Source organism: Pseudomonas sp. Sample_10 (assembly GCF_004321495.1).
Taxonomy (GTDB): domain Bacteria; phylum Pseudomonadota; class Gammaproteobacteria; order Pseudomonadales; family Pseudomonadaceae; genus Aquipseudomonas.
This window is the reverse complement of record NZ_RCOE01000109.1, coordinates 1-23719: the sequence shown is the minus strand read 5'-3', so window position 1 is coordinate 23719 and position 23719 is coordinate 1. Positions and strand designations below refer to the sequence as shown.

20 protein-coding genes are annotated in these 23719 nt (G+C 61.0%); 12 read left to right on the top strand and 8 right to left on the bottom strand.

The window, feature by feature from the left end:
- Positions 1 to 88: 88 nt before the first annotated feature.
- The 4 genes from D8U18_RS10170 (at position 89) to D8U18_RS10155 (ending at position 4840) form a co-directional block, all read left to right on the top strand.
- Positions 89 to 1831, top strand: coding sequence for an amidohydrolase (locus tag D8U18_RS10170; protein ID WP_131107559.1), 1743 nt, complete (start codon positions 89 to 91; stop codon positions 1829 to 1831).
- 110 nt (positions 1832 to 1941) lie between these two features.
- Complete coding sequence (locus D8U18_RS10165; protein WP_131107558.1) at positions 1942 to 2679, top strand: TorF family putative porin; 738 nt, start codon at positions 1942 to 1944, stop codon at positions 2677 to 2679.
- A 196-nt stretch (positions 2680 to 2875) separates the two neighbouring features.
- Positions 2876 to 3943: a phosphotransferase family protein gene (locus D8U18_RS10160; protein WP_056852857.1), complete on the top strand. Its 1068-nt coding sequence runs from the start codon at positions 2876 to 2878 to the stop codon at positions 3941 to 3943.
- Positions 3944 to 4072: 129 nt separating this feature from the next.
- Positions 4073 to 4840, top strand: a complete 768-nt coding sequence (locus D8U18_RS10155) for an SDR family oxidoreductase (RefSeq protein ID WP_131107557.1) — start codon at positions 4073 to 4075, stop codon at positions 4838 to 4840.
- A gap of 64 nt (positions 4841 to 4904) precedes the next feature.
- On the opposite strand, the gene D8U18_RS10150 is transcribed toward D8U18_RS10155, so the two are convergent.
- The 6 genes from D8U18_RS10150 to D8U18_RS10120 all read right to left on the bottom strand — a co-directional run bounded on the left by D8U18_RS10150 (position 4905) and on the right by D8U18_RS10120 (position 10982).
- A complete protein-coding gene (locus D8U18_RS10150; RefSeq protein ID WP_131107556.1) occupies positions 4905 to 5129 on the bottom strand; it encodes a hypothetical protein in 225 nt (74 codons plus the stop codon).
- Positions 5130 to 5270: 141 nt separating this feature from the next.
- Positions 5271 to 5522, bottom strand: a complete 252-nt coding sequence (locus tag D8U18_RS10145; RefSeq protein WP_056852859.1) for a DUF1652 domain-containing protein — start codon at positions 5520 to 5522, stop codon at positions 5271 to 5273.
- Between the two features lie 177 nt (positions 5523 to 5699).
- On the bottom strand, positions 5700 to 7199 hold the full coding sequence (locus D8U18_RS10140) for a helix-turn-helix transcriptional regulator (protein WP_131107555.1): 1500 nt from the start codon (positions 7197 to 7199) through the stop codon (positions 5700 to 5702).
- Between the two features lie 215 nt (positions 7200 to 7414).
- Positions 7415 to 8308 (bottom strand): LysR substrate-binding domain-containing protein, encoded by an 894-nt coding sequence (locus tag D8U18_RS10130; RefSeq protein WP_130906422.1) that lies wholly within the window; start codon positions 8306 to 8308, stop codon positions 7415 to 7417.
- Positions 8309 to 8313: 5 nt separating this feature from the next.
- Positions 8314 to 10518 carry a molybdopterin cofactor-binding domain-containing protein gene (locus D8U18_RS10125; protein WP_131107553.1) on the bottom strand — a complete coding sequence of 735 codons (2205 nt, stop codon included), beginning with the start codon at positions 10516 to 10518 and terminating at the stop codon, positions 8314 to 8316.
- Positions 10518 to 10982 (bottom strand): (2Fe-2S)-binding protein, encoded by a 465-nt coding sequence (locus D8U18_RS10120; protein ID WP_130904776.1) that lies wholly within the window; start codon positions 10980 to 10982, stop codon positions 10518 to 10520. Before D8U18_RS10120 ends, D8U18_RS10125 begins: the two co-directional genes overlap by 1 nt.
- Positions 10983 to 11100: 118 nt before the next feature.
- On the opposite strand from D8U18_RS10120, the gene D8U18_RS10115 reads away from it, so the two are divergent.
- The 8 genes from D8U18_RS10115 to D8U18_RS10080 all read left to right on the top strand — a co-directional run bounded on the left by D8U18_RS10115 (position 11101) and on the right by D8U18_RS10080 (position 20767).
- A complete protein-coding gene (locus D8U18_RS10115) occupies positions 11101 to 11991 on the top strand; it encodes a LysR substrate-binding domain-containing protein (protein WP_056852864.1) in 891 nt (296 codons plus the stop codon).
- Between the two features lie 661 nt (positions 11992 to 12652).
- Positions 12653 to 13582 (top strand): amidohydrolase family protein, encoded by a 930-nt coding sequence (locus D8U18_RS10110; RefSeq protein WP_056852865.1) that lies wholly within the window; start codon positions 12653 to 12655, stop codon positions 13580 to 13582.
- Between the two features lie 4 nt (positions 13583 to 13586).
- On the top strand, positions 13587 to 14492 hold the full coding sequence (locus D8U18_RS10105; RefSeq protein ID WP_053158646.1) for an amidohydrolase family protein: 906 nt from the start codon (positions 13587 to 13589) through the stop codon (positions 14490 to 14492).
- A gap of 126 nt (positions 14493 to 14618) precedes the next feature.
- A complete protein-coding gene (locus tag D8U18_RS10100; RefSeq protein ID WP_131107552.1) occupies positions 14619 to 16004 on the top strand; it encodes a UbiD family decarboxylase in 1386 nt (461 codons plus the stop codon).
- Positions 16001 to 16630 carry a UbiX family flavin prenyltransferase gene (locus D8U18_RS10095; RefSeq protein ID WP_130906426.1) on the top strand — a complete coding sequence of 210 codons (630 nt, stop codon included), beginning with the start codon at positions 16001 to 16003 and terminating at the stop codon, positions 16628 to 16630. Before D8U18_RS10100 ends, D8U18_RS10095 begins: the two co-directional genes overlap by 4 nt.
- A gap of 75 nt (positions 16631 to 16705) precedes the next feature.
- Positions 16706 to 17752 (top strand): GTP-binding protein, encoded by a 1047-nt coding sequence (locus D8U18_RS10090; RefSeq protein WP_056852868.1) that lies wholly within the window; start codon positions 16706 to 16708, stop codon positions 17750 to 17752.
- A gap of 249 nt (positions 17753 to 18001) precedes the next feature.
- Positions 18002 to 19366: a nucleobase:cation symporter-2 family protein gene (locus tag D8U18_RS10085; protein WP_056852869.1), complete on the top strand. Its 1365-nt coding sequence runs from the start codon at positions 18002 to 18004 to the stop codon at positions 19364 to 19366.
- A 12-nt stretch (positions 19367 to 19378) separates the two neighbouring features.
- On the top strand, positions 19379 to 20767 hold the full coding sequence (locus D8U18_RS10080) for an amidohydrolase family protein (RefSeq protein ID WP_131107551.1): 1389 nt from the start codon (positions 19379 to 19381) through the stop codon (positions 20765 to 20767).
- 64 nt (positions 20768 to 20831) lie between these two features.
- Here D8U18_RS10080 and D8U18_RS10075 read toward each other — a convergent pair whose 3' ends face one another.
- Positions 20832 to 22109: a Zn-dependent hydrolase gene (locus D8U18_RS10075; protein ID WP_131107550.1), complete on the bottom strand. Its 1278-nt coding sequence runs from the start codon at positions 22107 to 22109 to the stop codon at positions 20832 to 20834.
- Positions 22110 to 22274: 165 nt separating this feature from the next.
- On the bottom strand, positions 22275 to 23719 hold a 1445-nt coding region (locus D8U18_RS10070), incomplete at its 5' end, for an NCS1 family nucleobase:cation symporter-1 (RefSeq protein WP_130932389.1).

The following is a 23719-nucleotide window of genomic DNA, read 5'->3' as shown; positions in this document are numbered from 1 at the left end:
GCAAAAACGTTTTTCGTGAGTGAGGCGTTCTGCCGAGCGCAGCAAGCCACTAATCTGGCCATCAGACGCAATAACAAGGAAACATTCAATGAAAAGATTCATCCCGAATCTATTGATGGCCGCCATTAGTTTTGCCTCGTTGGAAGCCATGGCAGCGACTGACCTGGTGTTATTCAATGGCAAGATTTTCACCGCCGACCGCAATCAGCCCAAGGTCCAGGCGCTGGCGGTCCAGGACGGCAAAGTGCTGCAAGTGGGCAGCGATGCGCAGATCAAGGCGCTGATCGAGTCTGGAACACAGGTCATCGACCTGGACGGGAAAACACTGATGCCCGGCCTGATCGACACCCATTCCCATGCCATCTTCGGTGGCCTGGAAATGGTGTCGGCCAACATGGAAGACGAGGTCGTGGACCTTGACGAACTGGAGAAACGCCTGCGCGCCTGGCGTGACGACGGAAAAGCGCGGCACGGCGATGTGCTGAGCGTGGCCGGCATGAGTTCGGCGTACTGGGCGCAGTCGGAAGCGCTGGGCAAGAAGTTCAACAGTGGCGAATGGGCCGACGTGCCGGTGGTGTTTACCGGCAGCGACCACCATACGGCCTGGGCCAATGATGTAATGCTCAAGCGCGCCGGTGTCGATGCTGCGCTGATCAAGTCATTGCCGGCAGCTGAAGACGGCACCATCGGCAAACTCAAGGACGGCAGGCCCAACGGGTTTCTGGTAGATGCCGGCTGGGATCGGGTGGCCTCGAAAATACCGGCACCGAGCGCCGCCGACATGCTCAAGGCCGCGCAAACCGCCGTGAGCTACAACAACAGTCTGGGCATTACCGCGTGGATGGACCCGGCCGCCAACGCCGCGCCCGGCGAACCGATCTTCGCCCTCAAGCCGACGGAAAAAACCGTCGGTGTGCTGCCGGTGTACAAGGCACTGGCGCAAAGTGGCGCCATGACCGCCCACATTGCCGCGCTGCTGGTGGCCAATTCGAAAAGCGTGCCGGCCGATCTGGATACGCTGGACAAGGTCCGCCAGCAATTTCAGGGCATCCCCAACCTGACCTTGCCCGGGGTCAAGATCTTCGCCGACGGTGTGATCGAGTACCCGGCGCAGAGCGCGGCGATGATCGATCCCTACAGCAACTCGCACAAACAGGGCGAACTGCTGATCGATCCAAAGCATTTCGGCGAGCTGGTCAGTGCCATCGACCAGCGCGGCTGGCTGGTGCACATCCACGCCATCGGTGACCGTGCCGTGCGTGAATCACTGAACGGGATCGCCCAGGCGCGCAAGGACCGCCAAAGCGGCGTGACGCACTCGGTCACTCACCTGCAAATGGTCAACCCGAAGGAGTTCGCCCGGTTCAAGCCGCTCGACGTCATTGCCTCGATGCAACTGCTCTGGGCCGCCGCCGACGACTACACCACCGACATGATCAAGCCTTACGTCAGCGCCCAGGCATTCCGTTACCAATACCCGGCGCACTCGCTGCTCAAACAGGGCGCAATCATTTCCGGCGCCAGCGACTGGCCGGTGTCGTCGCCGAACCCGTTCAACGCCATGGCTCAGGCGATGACCCGGGTCGGCCCGCTGGGCGTGCTCAACGCCGATGAACGTATCGACCGCGAAACCATGTTCTACGCCTATACCCTCAACGCTGCGCGCACCATCGGCCTGGACAAGAACATCGGTTCGTTGAGCGCCGGCAAACAGGCCGACTTCATCGTCCTCGACCGCGACGTGTTCAGCGTCGATGACAAAGCCCTGCACGACACCCAAGTGCTGCAAACCTGGTTCGCCGGCCGTCAGGTCTACGCAGCGACCCTCTGATAAAAACCCGCAACCACTTCGCTGCCCGCCCCCGGTGTGTTCCCACCCGGGGCCTGGCGCAGCCTTGCCCGACATCTGCCCATAACAATCACAATAGCGGAATGCATCTTATGAAAGCCTTGACCCTGTTCGCCCTCGGTTCCTTGAGCCTGCTGCCCTTGAGCAGCCAGGCCATCCCCTTGAATGACGACTTCGCCCTGCTGCTGGACGTGACCCTGGCCAGCGACTACCGCACCCGCGGTATCTCGCAAACCCAGAATGACCCGGCCATTCAGGGTGCCATCACCCTGGCCCACAGCAGTGGCCTGTACCTCGGCGCATGGAGTTCAAACGTCGATTTCGGCGGTGGCCTGAAAACCCGGCAGGAAGTCGACTATTACGCCGGCTGGCTGTGGCAAGCCACTGAAGAAGTGAGCCTGGACGTCGGCTACCTGAAGTACACCTATCCCAGAGAAAGCCAGTTCAACCAGAGTGAGGCCTACGGCATTCTCAGCGTCTACGGGGTCAAGCTCGGAGCCTATTACTCCGCCGATGCGCCGGGAATCGACAGCGAGCAGAACTCGCTCTACAGCTATGTCGGCTACGAAACCGAGTTGCCCTACGATGTGGGTCTGAAACTGCGTTACGGCAACATGGACTTCAAGGACCCGCATCTCTACTCACGTTCGGGCGAAGCCGAAGATTCGTACCGTGAGTGGGAGGTCAAGCTGACCCACGAACTGGCCGGCGTGATGCTGGGCCTGAGCTACATCGACACCGACCTGTCGAAAAGCCAGTGCACCAGCAACTGGGGGTTCGATGACGTTTGCAGCGCCACTGTGGTGGCGAGCGTCAGCAATTCGTTCTGAGGCGCGCCCCACCTGCGAGCAAGGAGGCTCCGGGGTGTGATGGAGGCTGATCGGATGAGGGTTGCTTACACATCAGGATCACTGATTATCCGGCAACACGCTAACCTATAAGACCGTGTCGCGCTTGTGGCTCCCAAGGCGCACCATTAGATTAGCCAATGATGTCTGGCCTCCAAAATAAGTAGAAGGGATAAGCATGGCGCTTACTGACCAGTCCACCCGTATCCGTACCGGCGAAGAACTCGATGCCAGCCTGATCGATCCATACCTCAAGGCCCACATTCCGGGTCTGAGCGGCTTGCCGCAGATCAGCCAGTTCCCGGGCGGTGCGTCGAACCTTACCTATTTGCTGGAATACCCCGAACAGGAGTTTGTCCTGCGTCGGCCGCCGTTCGGCCACAAGGCCAAATCCGCCCATGACATGGGCCGCGAATTTCGCATCCTCAATCAATTGCGCGAGGGTTTTCCGTACTGCCCCAAAGCCTACGTGCATTGCACCGACGAATCGGTGATCGGTGCCGAGTTCTACGTGATGGAACGGGTCAACGGCATCATCCTGCGCTCGGAACTGCCAGCGGAACTAGGGCTCGATTCAGCGAAAACCGAAGCCCTGTGCAAGAGTTTCATCGACAAGTTCGTCGAACTGCACCAGGTCGACTACAACGCTTACGGCCTGGGTGACCTCGGCAAGCCCGAAGGTTACGTGGCACGGCAGATCAAAGGCTGGAGCGACCGCTACGAAAAAGCCCTGACTCCCGATGCCCCACAGTGGGACGTGGTCAAGGCCTGGCTCAACGACAAGATGCCCGCCGACCACCCGACGTCCAGCATCGTTCACAACGACTACCGTTTCGACAACGTCATCCTCGACCCGAACAATCCGATGCAGATCATCGGCGTGCTCGACTGGGAACTGACCACCCTCGGCGATCCCTTGATGGACCTGGGCAATACCCTCGCCTACTGGATCGAGGCCGACGACCCGGCGCCGGTGCAGATGATGCGCCGCCAGCCGAGCCACGCCCCGGGGATGCTGACCCGCCGCGAGTTCGTCGACTACTACGCCCAGCGATCCGGCATCCAGATCGACAATTTCGATTTCTACTACACCTACGGCCTGTTCCGCCTGGCCGGCATCGTGCAGCAGATCTACTACCGCTTCTACCATGGCCAGACCCAGGACAAGCGCTTCGCGCAGTTCATTCACATGAACAAACTGCTGGAGCAGATGAGCTTGCAGGTCATCCAGAAATCCAGCCTCTGATACCAACACGACCCGCAGGAGCCAGGCTTGCCGGCGAATCAGACACTGCGGTGTAGCGGTCATACCGCGTCATCGCTCTTCGTCAGCAAACCGCACCTACACCTATCAGGCCTATAACAAGGAAAACCCATGTCCAAGACTCAGTTGTTCGACCTCGACGGCAAGATCGCATTCGTCTCCGGCGCCAGCCGTGGCATCGGTGAGGCCATCGCCAAACTGCTGGCCCAGCAAGGTGCCCACGTGATCGTCTCGAGCCGCAAGCTCGAGGGTTGCCAGCACGTGGCCGACTCGATAATTACCGCCGGTGGAAAAGCCACCGCCATCGCCTGCCACATCGGCGAAATGGAACAGATCAGCCAGGTGTTCGCCGGGATCAAGGAACAGTTTGGTCGCCTGGACATTCTGGTCAACAACGCCGCCACCAACCCGCAATTCTGCAACGTACTGGATACCGACCTCGGCGCCTTCCAGAAAACCGTCGACGTGAATATCCGCGGCTATTTCTTCATGTCGGTCGAAGCCGGCAAGCTGATGCGCGAAAACGGTGGCGGCAGCATCATCAACGTGGCCTCGATCAACGGCGTTTCGCCGGGAATCTTCCAGGGCATTTATTCGGTGACCAAAGCGGCGGTCATCAACATGACCAAGGTTTTCGCCAAGGAATGTGCGCAGTTCGGCATCCGCTGCAACGCCCTGCTGCCAGGTCTGACCGATACCAAGTTCGCTTCGGCACTGGTCAAGAACGAGGCGATCCTGAACACCGCGTTGCAGCAGATCCCTTTGAAACGCGTGGCGGACCCGAGCGAAATGGCCGGCGCGGTGCTGTACCTGGCCAGCGACGCCTCCAGCTACACCACAGGTGTTTCGCTGAACGTGGACGGCGGTTTCCTGTCCTGATCCCTGATCCACACAAATCCCTGTAGGCGCAAAGCTTGCTCCTGCAGGGTTTGTGTATTTCTGCTTACTGGGTGATGCAGCGGGTGGTCGTGGTGACTCGGGTCACCTCGCCGTTTTCGTCACGCACATCGCCCAGGACGTCGGTTTTATCCAGGGTCTGGCAAGTACGTTCAGGCGGTGGGGGTGGAGTGACAGGTGGGGGTGGTGGCGGACTGGCACAACCACCGAGGATCGCTGCGCAAAATGCCAACGACAAAGGTGTACAAACGCGTTTCCCAAGATTTTTCATAGGTTGACCCGCGATAAGTGATCGACACCTTTTTGTGACAACAAAACCCGCGCGCAAAATCCACGGACCTGTCACAAAAAAAATTACTCGCGTATCACTTATAGCCCAATCATGAGCAAGGCCATGAAAACCTGGCAGTTCTTACATCACCGAATCGGAGCGATGCAAGGTGTTGCTCTGCAATTCATAACGCAATTCTTCAATCAGGGCTGCCGCGGCTTCGGCGGTTTGCAACGTGGCCATGTTCAAGCCACTGACCACCAGGTCCACCTGCCCGGAAAGAGGATGGTAGAGCTTGACCGTCAATGAATGGTCGCCGCTGATGCTGCACTCACAGGCCAGCGGTGAAAAACTCTGTTCGATCAGGGTCCGCAACTGGGCCAGCGTAATCATTGCGGTGGGCCCTGGCGGCATATTCCGTGGTATTGCAGGTTCATGAGGCCGTTCCTTTAGCGGTTTCGTGGGGACAGACAAGCGATCAGCAGACGCCTGCCCTGCACTACCAGCCTAAAAGCCGCTACACCGAGCCAACACATTAATTTGCACCCGGTGCATTAGTGCATTTGCACCTTAACGTTGCCCCTTGTTTCGCCCCGCGCCTGCAAACAATCCTCGCTCGCGTGCCCAGACAATCGCTTCACTGCGGCTGTGAACATCCAGTTTGGAGTACACCGTCGCCACGTGATTACGTACGGTATTGGGTGCCAGTTTCAAGCGTGCGGCGATTTCCTTGTCGGCCAGGCCTTCGCAGATCAGGCCCAATACATCACGCTCGCGCGCGGTCAGATCGGTGAAGGAAACGTCGGGCAATCGTGGTGAGTTGACGCTCTTCACGTTGGCCAGCTTTTCAATCAGCGTGCGGCTGAACCACGAAGCGTCTTTCATCACTTCTTCGATAGCCGACACCAGTTCCAGCTCGGTGCGTTTGCGCTCGGTGATGTCCATCAGCACCAGCAGGTAGCACGGGCTGTCCTGAATGTTCACGGTGTCGGCTGACACTGCGCAATCAATCAGGCCGCTGTCTTTGCTGCGCACGCGAACATCGACGCGATCCAGCCTGCCGGTTTTCTCCAGTGCCGCGAACAGCCGCGCACGGGCGCTCTTGTCATCGAAGAAATCAATGTGCGCAATACTCTCGCCCAGGACCTCTTCGCTGGGGTAACCGAGGGTGTCGAGAAACGCTTCGTTGACATCGAGCACTACCTGATCCCCCGCACCGCACAGCAGAATCGGCACCGGGGACAAGCGAAAGGCTTTGGCGAAACGCTCCTCGCTCTGGCGCAAGGCGACTTCAGCCTTGTGCCGCGGCTCCATGTCGACGAACGAAAACAACATGCAAGGCTCATCGTTAAGTTCCAGGGGTTGGCCGGCAACGATCACCTGCTTGCCAGTACCGTCAGCCATGCGCAATTCAGCCTGCATTTGCGGGATGGTGGTCCCTTCGAGCAAGCGCTGCTTGGCCAATTCCTTGTTTTCGGCCTGCTCGAGCACGTCCAACTCGTAGGTGGACGTGCCGATCACCTGGTCGCGGGCAAAACCGGTCATTTCAAGGAAGCCGGGGTTGACCTTGATGTAGCGCAAATCACTGAGGCGACAGATCACAGCGGGCGCGGGGTTGGCAGCGAAGGTTTTTTCGAAACGCTGCTCGGCGCTGGCCCAGTCGGTGACGTCGTCCATGATCAACACCAGGGATTCCGGCTCGTTTCGGCTATCGGCCAAAACGATGCTGCGTACTTTGTGGACCCACGAGCGCTCGTCTTTGTCCGCCGTGGAGCTGACTTCCACCTGCACATCGCTGAACGTCTCGCCCCGCGCAACGCGGTTGATCGGGTAGCTGTCGACCGGCACCTCATGATTGTTGCGATAGCGCAGGGAGAATCGCTTGGCGTAGGCCTTGGCGTTGTTTCCCAGATCGCTGACCTGTTCGACGCCGTGCATGGCCAGCGCGGCGTCATTGGCCCAGAGAATAGTCTGGTCGGGGTCGAGCAGGATGACCCCGTCAGACAGGCCGGCGATGATCTGCTGCAACTGGCGGCGATTGGTTTCGGTGGCGAGGACGTCCTGGCTCATTGTGGCTCCACACGTGTAATGACCCTGTGAAGACTACGACCGCAGGTGTATCTGATCGTGCGAAGAACCTGTGGGAGCCAGCCTGCTGGCGATGGACTTCAACGATAACGCGCCCTGTCTGAATGATCGCAGTGTCCGGACGTTCTTCGCCAGCAGGCTGGCTCCCACAGGGGTTGAGGCACATCCGGAAGAGATTAGCCCCACAAAGGTTTGGGTTAAACCGTTCGATCTTGCAACACCAACTCGCGCAACGTATCGAGGAACAGCTTGAGCACCGGCGAATCATCATCTGCGCGGTAAGTGGCGTACAGCGGCACTTCCGGCAATGCCGGGGTCAGGCGTCGGAACACCAGGCCCGCCGGCGCCAGTTGCTCAATGGACGCCGGCAGCAACGCCACGCCGAACCCGGCACGCACCAGGCTGAGCAAGGTTTGCACCTCGATCACCTGCTGGCGGATCTGCGGGGTAAACCCGGACTGGAGGCAGCACTGGAACAGAAAATCGGCGAACCGCGACTGCTTCAGTTCCAGGGCCACGAATGGCTCCTGAGCCAGATCCGCAGGCGCCAGGGTTTCCCGCGTCGCCAGTGGATGATCGATTGGCATGACCACCCGGATCGGCTCGTAGATCAGCAGTTCGTTGCGCAACTGCGGATCGTCATAGCCGACCCGGAACACACAGGCATCGATGCGCTTCTCCTTCAACGCCTTGACCTGCGCCGCCGGGGTCATTTCGTGCAATCGCCAGTTGACCTGCGGATAACGCTCACGAAACAGATGCAAGGCCCGCGGCAGCACACCGACCATCACCGAGCTGATCATGCCGATTTCCAGCTCGCCCAACTGGCCGCGGCCGGTCTGGCGGGTCAGGTCCAGTGCGCGGTTGAGCTGTTCGAACACCAGCGGTGCCTGTTCCTTGAGCATCTGCCCGGCGGCGGTCAGTTCAACGCGGTGATGGCTGCGCTCGAACAACGGCGTGCCCAACTCCTCTTCCAGCAAGCGAATCTGTTGGCTCAGTGGTGGCTGGCAGATGTGCAGCCGAGTGGCGGCGCGACCGAAGTGCAACTCTTCGGCCAGCGCCATGAAGTACCGCAGCAAGCGCAGGTCCATGCCGTTTACCCCAGGTTCAGCGGTGTCGAGCGTTGACGCACCCCGGTCAGACTGAACAAGGCATTGGCGATGGCCGGGGCCACCGCCGGGCTGCCCAGCTCACCGACACCACCGGGTTTGCCCGGTTCGCCGTCGAAGATCAGGATGTCCACCGCGGGCATGTCCGACATGCGCGTCACCCGATAATCATGGAAATTACTCTGCAACACCCTGCCCTGTTTGATGTCCAGTCGATCGAACAGTGCATGGCCGAGGCCCCACATCAAGCCGCCATAAATCTGCTCTTCGACACCACCGGGCGACACCGCCAAGCCGCAATCGACCACGCACGTGAGCTTGTCGACGTTGATTGCGCCGTCCTTTTTCGACAGGCGCGCGACCACCGCGATGAAACTGGTGTAGCCCTGATGGGTAGCGATCCCGAGCGCCGTCCCCTCCGGCAGTGGCTGGCCCCAACCGGCACGTTCGGCAGCGCTTTTCAGCACGGCGACATGCCGTGGCCGCTCGTGCATATGGGCCAGGCGAAAGGCCAAGGGGTCTTGCCCGGCGCCATCGGCCAGTTCATCCATGAAGCTTTCCACGGCAAACACATTGGGGATGAAACTCACCGAGCGATACCAACCGCTGGGCACATTGCTTTCATGTTTGACCCAGATCAGGTCCAGATTGGCCGGACGATAGGCGAAATCCCAGGCCGTGATGGCTTCGGTGGTGCTGTAATCCATTTTGTCCGGACGCTCGAAATAACCCGGCTCCCATTGTTCCGGCGAGGCCGGCGACACCGCGTTGAGCTGCAACGCGGTCAGGCGCCCCTGTTTATCGAGTGCGCCCTTGACGCGGTGCAGCGTCGCCGGATGCATGAACAACGAGCGCATTTCATCTTCGCGGCTGTTCATCAGCTTCACCGGTACTTTGGCCTGCTGCGCCAGATAAGCCACCTCAAACAACCAATACTTGGCTTCTCGCGCACCAAAACTGCCGCCGGACACCATTTCGTTGATGATCACCTTGTCCTTGGCGATTCTGCACACCTTTTGCGCTGCCTCCAGCGCCGATGACGGCACCTGCACCCCGCCCCAATAAGTGATGGCATTGTCCTTGACCTGCGCTGTGATGCAGATCGGCTCCAGCGGGTTCTGCACTTTGTACGGCATGCGGTAATCGGCTTCGAGCAGCTTCAACGCGACCGGCCATTGCGCGCCTACATCGCCCGCCGCCATGGCGGAGACCCGTTGCGCGCCTTTGTCATCCAGCGCTGCGGACTGGGCCTTGACCAGTTCGTCGCTGTCGAAACCGGCCAATGGCGATTCGCTCCATTGCACCTTGAGCAATGCCCGGCCCTGATGCGCCGCCCAGTAGTTGTCGGCCAGCACCGCGACGCCTTCCACGTTGCCACCGAGCACGTCAGGCCGCCCCGGGACGGCAATCACTTGGCGCACACCGGGCACTTGCAAGGTCGCGGCGGCATCCACCGACAACACCTTTGCACCGATCACCGGCGTGCGTTGGATGACTGCGACCAACATGTCCGGCAGCTCTACATCGATGCTGTACTTGAAGCGCCCGCAAACCTTGGCCTGGGCGTCGCGCTTATGCCGAAGCTTGCCGATGTAGCGAAACTGCGCCGGATCCTTGAGCGTGACCTGGGCCGGTGCCGGCAGTTCGGCGGCAACGTCCACCAGTTCAGCGTAAGCGAGACTGCGCTGGCTCGCGCCATGCACCACGCGCCCTTCAACGGTGCTGCAACTGTCGGGGCTGACTTTCCATTGCCTCGCTGCCGCCGTGATCAGCAACGCCCGGGCCGTGGCGCCAGCCATGCGCAAGCGGTCGTACTCCAGCGACACACTGGTACTGCCGCCCGTGGAGAAGACTTTCCAGACCGGATGAATGTAGGTGTCGAAAAACGGATCTTCGGGCGAGATCACCTGCACAGTCATCGGGTTGACATCCAGTTCCTCGGCCACGCAAGCCGCCAGAGCCGTGTGCGTTCCGGTGCCGGAATCGTGCTTGTGCACCACCAGTTTCACCGTGCCGTCGGGCAGGATGCGCACCCAGGCATTGGGTTCGAACGTTCCCGTCGGCGTCGGAGCTTTGGGGTCAGTCGCGCCCAGGCTCGATGGCAGATAAAACGCGATGGCCAGACCGCCGGTAGCGGTCGCGGCTTGCTTGAGAAACACGCGCCGCGAAAGATTCACTTGGGAGATCGTCATCACGCCTCCTTCGACGCGGACGCCGCGCGCTTGATCGCTTTGTTGATGCGTCCGTAAGTGCCGCAGCGGCACAGATTGCCGGACATGGCATTGCGAATCGAATCGTCGGTGACCGCAGCGCCAGTGTTGAGCAGCGCGGCGGCGGACATGATCTGCCCGGATTGACAGTAGCCGCATTGCGGGACATCTTCGGCAACCCACGCCAGTTGCAACGGATGCTCTTGTGTCGCTGACAGGCCTTCGATGGTGGTGATGCTGTGGCCCGCCACGGCGGCGACCGGCAACTGACAGGATCGCACCGCGACACCGTCCAGGTGCACGGTGCAGGCACCGCACAGGCCCATGCCGCAACCGAACTTGGTGCCGGTGAGTTTCAAGTGGTCACGCAACACCCATAACAAGGGCATGGAGGGCGATGTCTCAACCAGCTCGTGTCGTTCGCCGTTTACCGAGAATTCGATCATTGTCAGGCTCCAAGAGAGCGGCCCGTCTTTGTGCAGGCCTGGTGATCGATTATTGGAAGCCTTGTGAAAACCGGGCCAGCGACGATTTCTGCCATCCTGTGTAAGTAGGACTAACAGCATGTACAAGCGATACCCGTCGGTGCAGTCCATGAGCGCATTCATCCAGGCGGCGCGCAGCGGCAGTTTCTCCAGCGCGGCGCGCAAACTCGACCTGACTCACAGCGCCATCAGCCAGCAGATTCGCGCCCTTGAGGACTTCATCGGCCAGCCGCTGTTCGTGCGCGAAGGTGGCGGCAGTAACCTGACCGATGCCGGGCAATTGTTCGCCAGTGTGTTGTCCGACGGATTGGCGCAGATCGACCGGGCGCTGTCTTCGGTGAAAAACCGCAGCGTGACCCAACGGCTGACCCTGGATGTCGACAGTGAACTGGCCCAGAGCTGGCTCAATCCGCGCTTGCCGCAATTGCTGGGTCTGTTGCCCGATCATGAGGTGGTGCTGTTGTCGATGCCACGCTCGGACCGCAGCGCGTTCGAGCGCGTCGACCTCGCCTTGCGTTACGGTTATGGCGATTGGGAAGACTGCGAGATGACGCAGATCTGCGGTGATCGGGTGATGGCGGTGGCTTCGCCCGAGCTACTGGAGCGCTATGGTTTGCAGTTGCCGTTGAGTCCGGCGCAGATCCTTGAATTGCCTTTGCTGGGTTACACGCGGCGCTCCTGGATACCATGGCTGGATGCGGCGGGCATGCCTCCCGTTGAGCCTCCTGCGCGGGTGGTCTTTGATAACGCGGCGAACCTGATTGCCGCCGCCGAAGCCGGGGTCGGTGCCGGGCTGGTGCGAGGTCTGCTGGCCGCGGATGCGTTGCGCAGCGGACGGCTGGTGGCGCTGAACGACGCGCAGATTGCGGCGCATTACAACCTGTATGCAGTGTGGCCGCGTGGGCAGGCCGAGCGGGTGGCGCCGGTGGTTGAGGCGGTCAGGCAGCTGGCCTTGCTTACACAACACTGACGCCATCGCTGGCAAGCCAGCTCCCACAGTGACCGAGCTGGCAATCCAATCTCTGTCACACCACAAAACCTGTGGCAGCTGGCAATCCAATCTCTGTCACACCACAAAATCTGTGGGAGCTGGCAATCCAATCTCTGTCACACCTCAAAATCTGTGGCAGCTGGCAAATCCAATCTCTGTCACACCTCAAAACCTGTGGCAGCTGGCAATCCAATCTTTGTCACACCACAAAACCTGTGGCAGCTGGCAATCCAATCTCTGTCACACCTCAAAACCTGTGGGAGCTGGCAATCCAATCTCTGTCACACCTCAAAACTGTGGGAGCTGGCAAATCCAATCTCTGTCACACCTCAAAACTGTGGGAGCTGGCAAATCCAATCTCTGTCACACCAGAAAACCTGTGGGAGCTGGCTTGCCAGCGATGAGGCCCGCCGGGTCGATACAAAGCCATATCGAACGCATATCAAACCCCCGCCCAATTAATATTGTACGAACCCGACACCCCCTTCCAATACTTCCCCCCAAGCAGCCAGCGTCCCGAGCCGGATGCGACCAGGCGAGGGAATGCGTGAGTCTTTGCGCATAGAAATGGCCGATTGCCCGGGACGTGGCTGCTGTGAACCGCAAGGTTCCCTTCCCCGCTATCAGGAGATCGACTTCAATGATCATCGATATCAGCTGCTATCCCACCGATCTGGTGGACCTCGCCTGGAGGCATGACGGTGACCCGTTCACCGGCGAGCGTCTGCTGGAGATGATGGATGGCCCGTACATGGTCAACGGCAAGCCTCGCCGCATCGACAAAGCCTTCATCCAGCCACCGCAGGGCAACACCATCTACACCTGGACCGACGGCGACCTCAGCGGCCGCGAGTCCATCGACGCGTACATGGCCTACACACTGAAAATGGTCCAGACCTACCCGGACCGCTTCATCGGCTGCTTCGTCTACAACCCGCGCTGCGGCGTGGAAAACGGCGTCGAGGCGATCGAACGCTACGTCAAGGAACACGGTTTCAAGATGGTCCAGATGCAGGCCAACATGCATGCCTACCGCCCGGACCGTGCGCTGGACTGGGTGCGCCCGGCCTTCGAGAAATGCGCCGAGCTGGGCATCCCGGTCAAGCTGCACACCGGCGACGGGCCTTACAGCATCCCCTCGGAATGGGTGCCGATGATCAAGGAGTTCCCCAACGTCGATTTCATCATGGCGCACTTTGGCGTGCAGACCGGTGGCGTCTACGTGTTCGAACCGATGCAATGGGCGATGGAGCTGCCCAATGTCTACTGCGAATCGGGCTGGTGCCTGCAATCACGGATCGTCGAATTCGCCAAGGTCCTGCCGACCCACAAGATTCTGTTCGGCACCGACACCCCGCCGAACGAACCGGGCATGTGGCTGCGCCTGCTCGAAGTGTTGTGCCACGAGCCGCCGCAGGGCCTGAACCTCGACGAGGACACCCTGGAAGAATACCTGGGCAACAACACTGCCCGGATGATCGGCCTCGAACCGACCCCGCCGCCACGCTCGGTCAGCGAAGCACAGGCGCAACTCAAGCGTCCCGTCACCACGCAACTGGCCAGGAGCTGAACCGATGATTATCGATACCCATCTGCACCCCACCAACCTGGTCGACGAGGCCTGGCGCCACACCGGCGAACCGTTCACCGGCGAGCGCATGCTCAAGCTGATGGACGGCCCTTACATGATCAATGGCAAACCGCGCCGTATCGACATGGGATTCATCCAGCCGCCACCGGGCAACACCGGTTATCGCGACGGTAACCGTCGGGGCCGCGAGGGCGTGCGCGATTACATGTCGTACGTCGCTGAGTTGTGCGTGAAGTACCCGGACCGCTTCATCGGCAACTTCAACTTCAACCCGCGCTGGGGACCGGAAAACGGCGCGGCGGAGCTGGAATTCCATATCAAGGAATACGGCTTCAAGATGCTCAAGCTGCACGCCAACATGCACGGCTATCGCCCGGACCGGGCGCTGGACTGGCTGCGTCCGGCCATGAAAGTCTGCGCCAAGTACAACATCGTGGTGCTGATCCACACCGGTGACGGGCCGTACACCATTCCGACGATGTTCTACCCGATCATCCGTGAGTTCCCGATGGTCAACTTCATCATCGGCCACTTCGGCATCCAGACCGGCGGCAACTACTCATTCGAGGCGTTCTGGATGGCCATGGACACGCCAAACGTCTACTGCGAATCCGGCTGGTGTTTCCAGTCGCGGATCGTCGAGTTCGCCAAGGACCTGCCACGCAACAAGATCGTGTTCGGCACCGATTCGCCGCCGAACGAACCGGGCATGTGGCTGCGCGAACTGGAAGTGTTGTGCTCACCCGCACCGCAAGGCCTGGGCATCGACGAGGACCACCTTGAGGATTACCTGGGCAACAACATCGCCCGGCTGTGCGGCATCGAACCGACGCCGCCGCCCAAGGACCTGATCGAGGCGGACATTCGTCTGACCACGACGTACCTCTAACCCGCAAAACCTGTAGGAGCGAGCCTGCTCGCGATGGAGGTCAACGATGACGCCGTGCTGTCTGGAATCCCGCGTTGTCTTTAAAACCATCGCGAGCAAGGCTCGCGCCTACATGGAGGTGAAACCATGACCCTCTCGACGCTCGGCGATACCCAGGATTTTCACGACTTTCTAGATGCCTATCGCCGGCAGTACCCGGACGATGTGCTGGCCGTCCAACATTGCCTTTCTGCCGATCAGGACGTCACCGCCCTGGTCGATGCCTTGACCTCACAAGGTCGCGATCCCCTGCTGATTTGCGAAAAAGTCGGCAACTTCGGCGCCCCCGTGGTCACCAACCTGTTCGCTTCCCGCAGCCGAATCGCCCGGATGTTCGGCGTTGCCCCGGCGCAACTGCACGAAACTTTCCAGCAACGCGCCAATAACCCCATCGCCCCGCGCTACGTGGAAAGCGGCCCAGTGTTGGATGAAATCTTCGAAGGCGAAGCCGTGGACCTGGCATTGCTGCCGATGCTCAAGCATTTCGCCAGTGACCGCGGGCCATACATCACCAACGCGATCATCATCGCCGAAGACCCGCTCACCGGCATCGCCAACATGAGCTATCACCGCTCGATGCGCCATGCCCGGCAGACCCTCGCCACCAGCCTGCATTCGCGCGGCCACTTGTGGCGCATGCTGCAAACCGCCCGCGAGCGTGGCGAAGAATTGCGCGTGGCCATGGTGGTCGGTGCGCACCCGTTGTTCATGCTCGCCGCTGCCGCACGCTTGCCCTTCGGCAGCGATGAGCGCGCAGTGGCCGGGGGCTTGTTCGGTGCGCCGCTGGAGCTGGTGAAAACCCCGCGCTATGGCATCGGCGTGCCGGCGTACGCGGAATTCGTCCTGGAAGGCGCCATTGACCCGGCGGCCTATGCCGAAGAAGGTCCGTTCGGTGAATTCAGCGGCTATTCCTCGGATCGCTCGACCAACAATGTGCTGCGGGTCGACACCCTGATGCGGCGCAAGGACGCCTGGTTGGTGGATGTGGTCGGTGGTCGTTATGCCGAGCACCTGACCCTGGCGCGACTGCCAAGGGAAGCGGAGATGAGTGAAAAGCTCAAGGCCCGTTTCCCCGCCGTGACGGCCGTGCATTACCCGAATTCCGGCACGCATTTTCACTGCTACGTGGCGCTGGACCAGAGCCGTGACGGCGAGGCACGGCAGATCATGCTGGCGTTACTCGGCTGGGACCCGTATCTGAAAACCGTGATCGCGGTGGACAGCGATATCGACATCAGCGACGACAGCCAGGTGCTGTGGGCGCTGGCCACCCACTTCCAGCCGCACCAGGACCTGTTCGTCATCGACGGTTTGCCCGGCAGCCCGCTGGACCCTTCCTCCTCGGTCAACGGCACCACCTCGCGCATGGGCCTGGACGCTACGCGCGGTTCAGGATTCGACGGGATCAAGGCGCAGCTCGACCGGGATGTGCTGGAGCGCGCGCGCAATCTGCTCAGGAGCTTTGCGTCATGAATCGCCAGCGCATGGTGGTGGGCATCAGCGGTGCATCGGGTTTCATCTATGGCGTGCGCCTGCTGCAATTGCTCGCCGAACTGGGCATCGAAAGCCACTTGATCATCAGCCGCGCGGCGCTGCTGACCATGGCCCACGAAACCGACTACAAGCTGGCCGACGTCACCGCGCTGGCCAGCCACTACCACCGCGCTGACGATGTGGCCGCCGGGATCGCCAGCGGTTCGTTCCGCTGCCTGGGCATGGTCGTTGCGCCGTGTTCCATGCGCACCCTGGCGGAAATCGCCACCGGCACTTCATCGGGCCTGATCGGTCGCGCGGCCGACGTCACACTCAAGGAGCGCCGCACGCTGGTGTTGATGGCCCGGGAGACACCGCTGACCCTCGCCCATCTGCGCAACATGACCGCCGTGACCGAAATGGGCGGCATCATCGCCCCGCCCGTCCCGGCCTTCTACGCCCGCCCGCAAGACCTTGCGCAAATGGTCGATCACAGCCTCGGCCGGGTCCTCGATCTGTTTGGCCTCGATGCGGGCACTGCGATGCGCTGGGGCGAACACACAAAACCCTGTGGGAGCGAGCTTGCTCGCGATAGCGGTAGATCAGTTGCCATCTCTGCTGAATGAAATACCGCAATCGCTGGCAAGCCAGCTCCCACAGTGGATCGCATTCCGACAAATAACACAGGCAAGGAGCATCACATGAACACGCCCTTCAACGCCCCGACCCCGAACACCAAAATCCCGGTGACCATCCTCACCGGGTTCCTCGGCGCCGGCAAAACCACCCTGCTCAACTACATCCTTAAAGAGAACCATGGCCGAAAAATCGCCGTGATCGAAAACGAATTCGGCGAAGTCGGCATCGACGGTGATTTGGTGCTCAGCTCCGAAACCGAAGAAATCTACGAGATGGTCAACGGCTGCGTGTGCTGCACCGCCGAAGTCCGCGAGGATCTGGTGCGCATCGTCCGCGAACTGGTGGCGCGCCCGGTGCGGCTAGATCACATCCTGATCGAAACCAGTGGCCTGGCTGACCCCTACCCGGTCGCCCAGAGTTTCTTCATCAACGACCCGATTGCCGATGAAGTCGAACTCGACGCCATCGTCACCATGGTCGACGCCAAGCACATCGCCCAGCACCTGGAAGACCTGCAACTCGATGGCGTGGACAATCAGGCGGTGGACCAGATTGTCTGCGCCGACCGTATTGTCATCAACAAGGTCGACCTGGTCAGCGCCGCCGAAGTGGCGTCCCTGAGCGACAAGATCCGCGGCCTCAACGCCACGGCGGATCTGGTGACTTGCAGCTACGCCGAAATCGACTTGACCAGGATCCTAGGCATCGGCGCCTTCGAGTCCACGCAAAAACTCATGGAAATCGGCGCCGAGCACGATCATCACGCCGATGAGCACCATCACGATCATGACGATCTGGATCATGACCACGACCCAAGCGTGTCGTCGGTAGGCATTGCCGTGGACGCTGCGGTCAACCTCGGCGACTTTCACCGCTGGATCACGCAGTTGCGCACCGAGCAGGCCGACAACCTGTACCGCATGAAGGGTGTGCTGGCGGTCGCCGATCAGGATCAGCGTTATGTGCTGCAGGGCGTGCACAGCCTCGTCGAGTTCCGCGCATCAACCCTGTGGGGCAGCGAACCGCGCTCCAGCAAGATCGTGTTCATCGGCCGCGACCTGGACCGCGCAGCGTTGAACCAGGGCTTTGCCGCCTGCCTGGCAGGCTGAACGAAGGCATCGGAGCCGGTGGATGGCGGTTCCGGGGCACACGAATGACTGATGTCAGTCCGAAAGAACGCCGCAAAACCTGTGGGAGCTGGCTTGCCAGCGATGAGGGCAGGACAGTCACTTTCTTTTCGACTATCAGACCGCTATCGCTGGCAAGCCAGCTCCCACAGTGATCGATGGCGTTCCCGCAATTGGCATCAGAACGAATACCCCTCTCTACAGCATAAAAACAGCAAGAGGTGTTTCCCCATGTCGTCAGCCACTACCCCTGCAAAACCCGTCACCCTCCATCCCGTCGACCAGGTGTTATCGGTACGACAAATGCTCACCCTCGGCCTGCAACACATGGCCGTCTCGTACATCGGCGCCATCGCCGTGCCGTTGATTGTCGCCAGCGCCTTGAAGATGTCACAGGCCGACACCGTGGTGTTGATCAGCACCACGCTGTTCTGTTCCGGCATCGCCACCCTCCTGCAAACCGTCGGTTTCTGGAAATTCGGCGTGCGCCTGCCGATCCTCCAGGGCGTGGCCTTCAGTAGCGTCGGCCCCGTCATCGCCATCGGCAGCAACCCGGAGGTCGGTTTCGCCGGGGTTTGCGGGGCGGTGATCGGCGCGGGGATTTTCACCATGCTCGCCGCGCCGTTCGTGGGACGCTTGCGGCGGTTCTTTCCGCCGGTAGTCACCGGGTGCATTGTCACGGTGATCGGCTTGCAGCTGTTTCCGATTGCCTATGAGTGGGTCGGCGGCGGGCGTCATGCCGCTGATTTCGGCGCACCGGCCTACCTTGCGGTGGCAGCGGTGGTGTTGCTCACCATCCTGCTGGTCAACCGCTATGGCAGCCCGATGCTGCGCAACATGGCGGTGCTGGTGGGCATGCTGGTGGGTGCGGGGCTCGCCTATGGGCTGGGCATGGGCAGCTTTCACAGCGTGCAGGAATCCCCCTGGCTGACCGTGCCCTACCCGTTCTATTTCGGCCTGCCGACCTTCAGCCTGATCCCCATTGCCACCATGGTGGTGGTGATGATCGTGCAGATGGTCGAGTCCATGGGCCTGTTCGTGGCCATCGGCGACATCGTCGACAAACCGGTGGAAGACAAACAGGTGATCAACGGCCTGCGCGCCAACGGCCTGGCCAGCACCATCGCCGGGATGTTCGCTGCGTTTCCGTTCATTGCCTTCATGGAAAACGTCGGTCTGGTGATCCTCACCGGCGTGCGCAGTCGTTGGGTGGTGGCCGTCAGCGGCTTGTTGATGTGCTCGGTGGCGCTGGTGCCCAAGGCCGGCGCGATCATTGCGTCGATGCCGACCGCGGCGCTTGGCGGAGCCGGGATTGCCATGTTCGGTGTGGTCGCGGCGGCAGGCATCCAGACCCTGGCCAAGGTCGACTACGAGCGCAATCGCTACAACGTGCTGATCGTCGGTTTCACCATCGCCGCCGCCCTGGTGCCGGTGTTGGCACCGGCCTTGTTCAAGCAACTTCCCGAGTGGTCGCAGCCGTTCCTGCACAGCAGCGTGGTGATCGCCTGCCTGGTGTCGGTGTTGCTCAACGCCGCTCTCAACGGTGTCAGCGTGCCTGATGCCGCCACCAGCAAATCCGCTTCCCACAGCCTCTGACTGGAGCCACTCATGACTCAACTGCAAAACATCCTGATCAAAAACCCGCAGGCGGTGATGACCGGCCTGCGCGGCCCGCGTGCCCGGGCCGGTGCCGTGGACATTCGAATCGTCAACGGGCGCATCGCCGAAATGGCTGCCAACCTCGAAGCGCAACCCGGTGAACGGGTCATCGATGCGCGTCACTCGGTGGTCTATCCGGGCTGGATCAACACCCACCATCACCTGTTCCAGAACCTGCTCAAAGCCGTGCCGGAAGGTTTGAATCAAGACCTGCAAGGCTGGCTGGCCAGCGTGCCCTATCCACGCCTCAACCGATTCACGCCACAACTGGCGCGCATCGCCGCACGACTGGGAATGGCCGAGTTGCTGCTCTCGGGGGTAACGACCTGCGCCGATCACCACTACCTCTATCACGCCCACGGCACCACCGAGACCGGCGACCTGTTGTTTGACATGGCCGATGAATTCGGTCTGCGTTTTGTGCTGTGCCGGGGCGGTGCGCTGGAGTCCGCCAGCGCCCATCCCGGATTCTCGAAAACCGCGCTGCAACCGGAAACCCTGGAGCAGATGGTCGGCGATATCGAACGCCTGAAGTCGCGGTATCACCAGGACACTCCGGATGCGATGCGCCGGGTGGTGGTGGCGCCGACGACTCCGACTTTTTCTCTGCCGCCCACCCTGCTGCGGGAACTGGCGCACACGGCCCGTGGCCTCGGTTTGCGCTTGCACACGCACCTGTCCGAGACGCAGAACTACGTGAATTTCTGCCGCGACAAGTACAACTGCCTGCCGGTGGAGTTCGTCGCCGAGCACGAATGGCTCGGCCCGGACGTCTGGTTCGCCCATGCGGTGCACCTGCAACCCGCTGAAATCCGCATGCTCGCGCAAACCGGCACCGGCGTTTCCCACTGCCCGGTGAGCAATGCGCGTTTGGGCAGCGGCGTTGCGCCAATCCCGCAGATGTTCGAGGCGGGCGTACCGATCTCACTTGGCGTCGATGGCGTGGCCTCCAACGAGTCAGGGAGCATGGTCGGTGAAGCCAACACCGCGTGGTTGATTCACCGGGCGGAACAAGGCGCATCAGCCACCACGGCCGAAGATGTCATTCACTGGGGTACGGCAGGTGGTGCGCAGGTGCTCGGGCTGGGCGCGGTCGGCACGCTTGAAGTGGGCCAAGCGGCGGACCTGGTGGTTTATGGCCTGGATCATCCGCGGTTCTTCGGTTTCCACGACATTGCCGTGGCGCCCGTGGTGGCGGGTGAACCGATCGCGGTGCGCTACAGCCTGGTAGGCGGTCGCGTGGTGGTCGATGACGGCGTGATTCCGGGGCTGGATGTACAGCGGATGCGCGCCGAGGCGTGGGATGGGGTGAGGCAGTTGATGAACGTCGACGAATAACCCCCCACCGCACCTGTCCCCCTGTAGGAGCGAGCCGGATCCGGGCGGCTCGCTCCTACAGGGTTTACCGCTCAGCCTTCGCCACCGCTGCCGAAGCCGCCAGCATCGCCCGTAACAGCACCGCGCAGCCGGCGGCCAGGTCATCGGGTGCGGCGTTTTCGATTTCGTTGTGGCTGATGCCGCCTTCGCAAGGCACGAAGATCATGCCGGCCGGGCCGAGTTCGGCAAGGAAGATCGCGTCGTGGCCTGCGCCACTGACGATGTCCATGTGCGACAGGCCCAGGCCTTGAGCGGCACCGCGCACGGCTTCGACGCAACCTTTGTCGAAATACAACGGCGGGAAGTCGGCGGTGGGTGTCAGTTCATACGTCAGGCCATGTTCTTCACAGGTGGTCTCGATGACTTCGCGGACTTCGGCGATCATCGAGTCCAGGCGTGCCGGTTCCAGGTGGCGGAAATCCAGGGTCATGCGCACTTCACCGGGAATGACATTGCGCGAACCGGGATAGGCTTGCAGGCAGCCAACGGTGCCGCAGGCGTGAGGTTGATGGCCGAGTGCGGCACGATTGACCGCACCGACAATCACCGCGGCGCCGACCAGGGCGTCCTTGCGCAGGTGCATCGGCGTCGGCCCGGCGTGGGCTTCGACACCGCGCAGTTTCAAGTCAAACCATTTTTGCCCGAGGGCGCCCCTCACTACGCCGATGGTTTTGCGTTCGTCTTCGAGGATCGGGCCTTGCTCGATGTGTGCTTCGAAGTAAGCCCCGACCTTGTGCCCGCTGACCTTGCGCTCCCCCGCATAACCAATGGCGTTGAGCGCCTCACCCACCGTCACGCCCTCGGCATCGACCTTGGCCAGGGTTTCTTCGAGGGTGAATTTTTCCGCGAACACCCCGGAGCCCATCATGCATGGCGCGAAGCGCGAGCCCTCTTCGTTGGTCCAGACCACCACCTCCAGCGGCGCCTCGGTCTCTATCTGCAAATCGTTCAGTGTGCGCAGTACCTCAACGCCGGCCAGTACGCCGAAACAGCCGTCGAACTTGCCGCCGGTGGGTTGGGTATCGATGTGGCTGCCGGTCATCACCGGTGGCAGGTTCGGGTTACGTCCTGCACGGCGGGCGAAAATGTTGCCGACGGCGTCGATGCTGACAGTGCAGCCTGCCTCCTCGCACCATCTGACAAAGATGTCCCGGGCCTGTCGGTCCAGATCGGTCAGGGCCAGGCGACAAACGCCGCCCTTGACCGTGGCGCCGAGTTTGGCCAACTCCATGAGCGACTGCCATAGACGATCGCGATCGATGTGCTGATGGGTGGACTGCAGAACGTCAACGGCCGCGTTCATGGGGATCTCCTCAGGCTGTTCTTATCAATTTGTTCAGTTCAATTCTGCGCTGTGCTTTAGGCCGCCATCGCTGGCAAGTCGAATCGTCGCACCGCAGCTCCCACAGGGTTTTGTGAACACCCGAGAAACTTGTGGGAGCTGGCTTGCCAGCGATGAGGCCCTCCTTCACACCGCAGTCTTCGCAACAGACGGGCTGGGGCGCATCACACTCAACCCGTAATAAATCAACCCGCCCAGCGCCGAGCCGGTAAACCAGCCATAACTGTAGAACCAGCTGAACGCGTCGCTGCCCAGCGACAACAACGTCAGCACTACGGGCACACCAAACGCGATGAAGCCGCTCCAGTTCCATGCCGGATAGACGTCATCGCGGTACAGCCCGGCGAGATCCAGTTGCTGTTTCTTAATCAGGAAATAGTCCACCACCATGATCCCTGCGATCGGCCCAAGCAGGCTGGAATACCCGAGCAACCAATTGGAGTAGACGGTTTCCAGACTGATGTCCGAGACGATCAGCCCGAGCTTTTTCAGCAGTTCATGGGCCATCAATGCCAGACCGACAAACCCGGTCAGCAGCACGGCGTTGGTGCGGTTGATCACCTTGGGCGCGATATTCTGGAAGTCATTGGTCGGCGACACGATGTTGGCGGCGGTATTGGTTGACAGTGTGGCGATGATGATCAGCGCCATCGCCAGCGCCACCCACATCGGGCTCTGGATGTGGCCGATCAGGGTCACTGGATCGGACACGGTCACCCCCACCAGTTTCACCGAAGCCGCGGTCATCACCACGCCCAGGGACGCGAACAGAAACATGGTCAGCGGCAGACCGATAATCTGCCCGACGATCTGATCCTTCTGGCTTTTCGCGTAGCGACTGAAGTCCGGAATGTTCAGCGACAAGGTGGCCCAGAAGCCGACCATCGCCGTCAGCCCGGCCGCGAAGTAACTCGCCACGCCAGCGCCTTCGGGCCGCTTGGCCGGGATCGCCAGCAATTCGGTCATTGAGACATTGGGCATCGCCCACACCAACAGACCCACTCCCACCGCTACCAACAACGGTGCAGAAAGGGTTTCCAGCCATTTGATCGACTCGGCGCCGCGAATCACCACCCACAGGTTCAGCGCCCAGAACACCATGAAACCAATCACTTCACCGGTGCCGCCCAAGGATTTCCAGCCCTCGAACACCGAACCGAGGAACAGATGAATCGCCAGGCCGCCAAACATCGTTTGAATGCCGAACCAGCCACACGCTACCAGCGCCCGGATCAGGCACGGAATGTTGGAACCGAGGATGCCAAAGGACGACCGCAGCAACACCGGAAACGGGATGCCGTACTTGGTGCCGGGGAAGGCATTCAACGTCAGTGGAATCAGGACAATGATGTTGGCAAACAGAATCGCCAACAGCGCTTCGCCGACGCTCAGGCCGAAGTACGCGGTCAACACGCCGCCCAGGGTATAGGTCGGCACGCAAATCGCCATGCCGACCCACAGTGCGGTGATGTGCCATTTGTTCCAGGTTCGTTCACGCACCTTGGTCGGCGCGATATCGTGGTTGTAACGGGGACTGTCGAGGACATCGCTGCCGGCTTCGAGCTCGAACA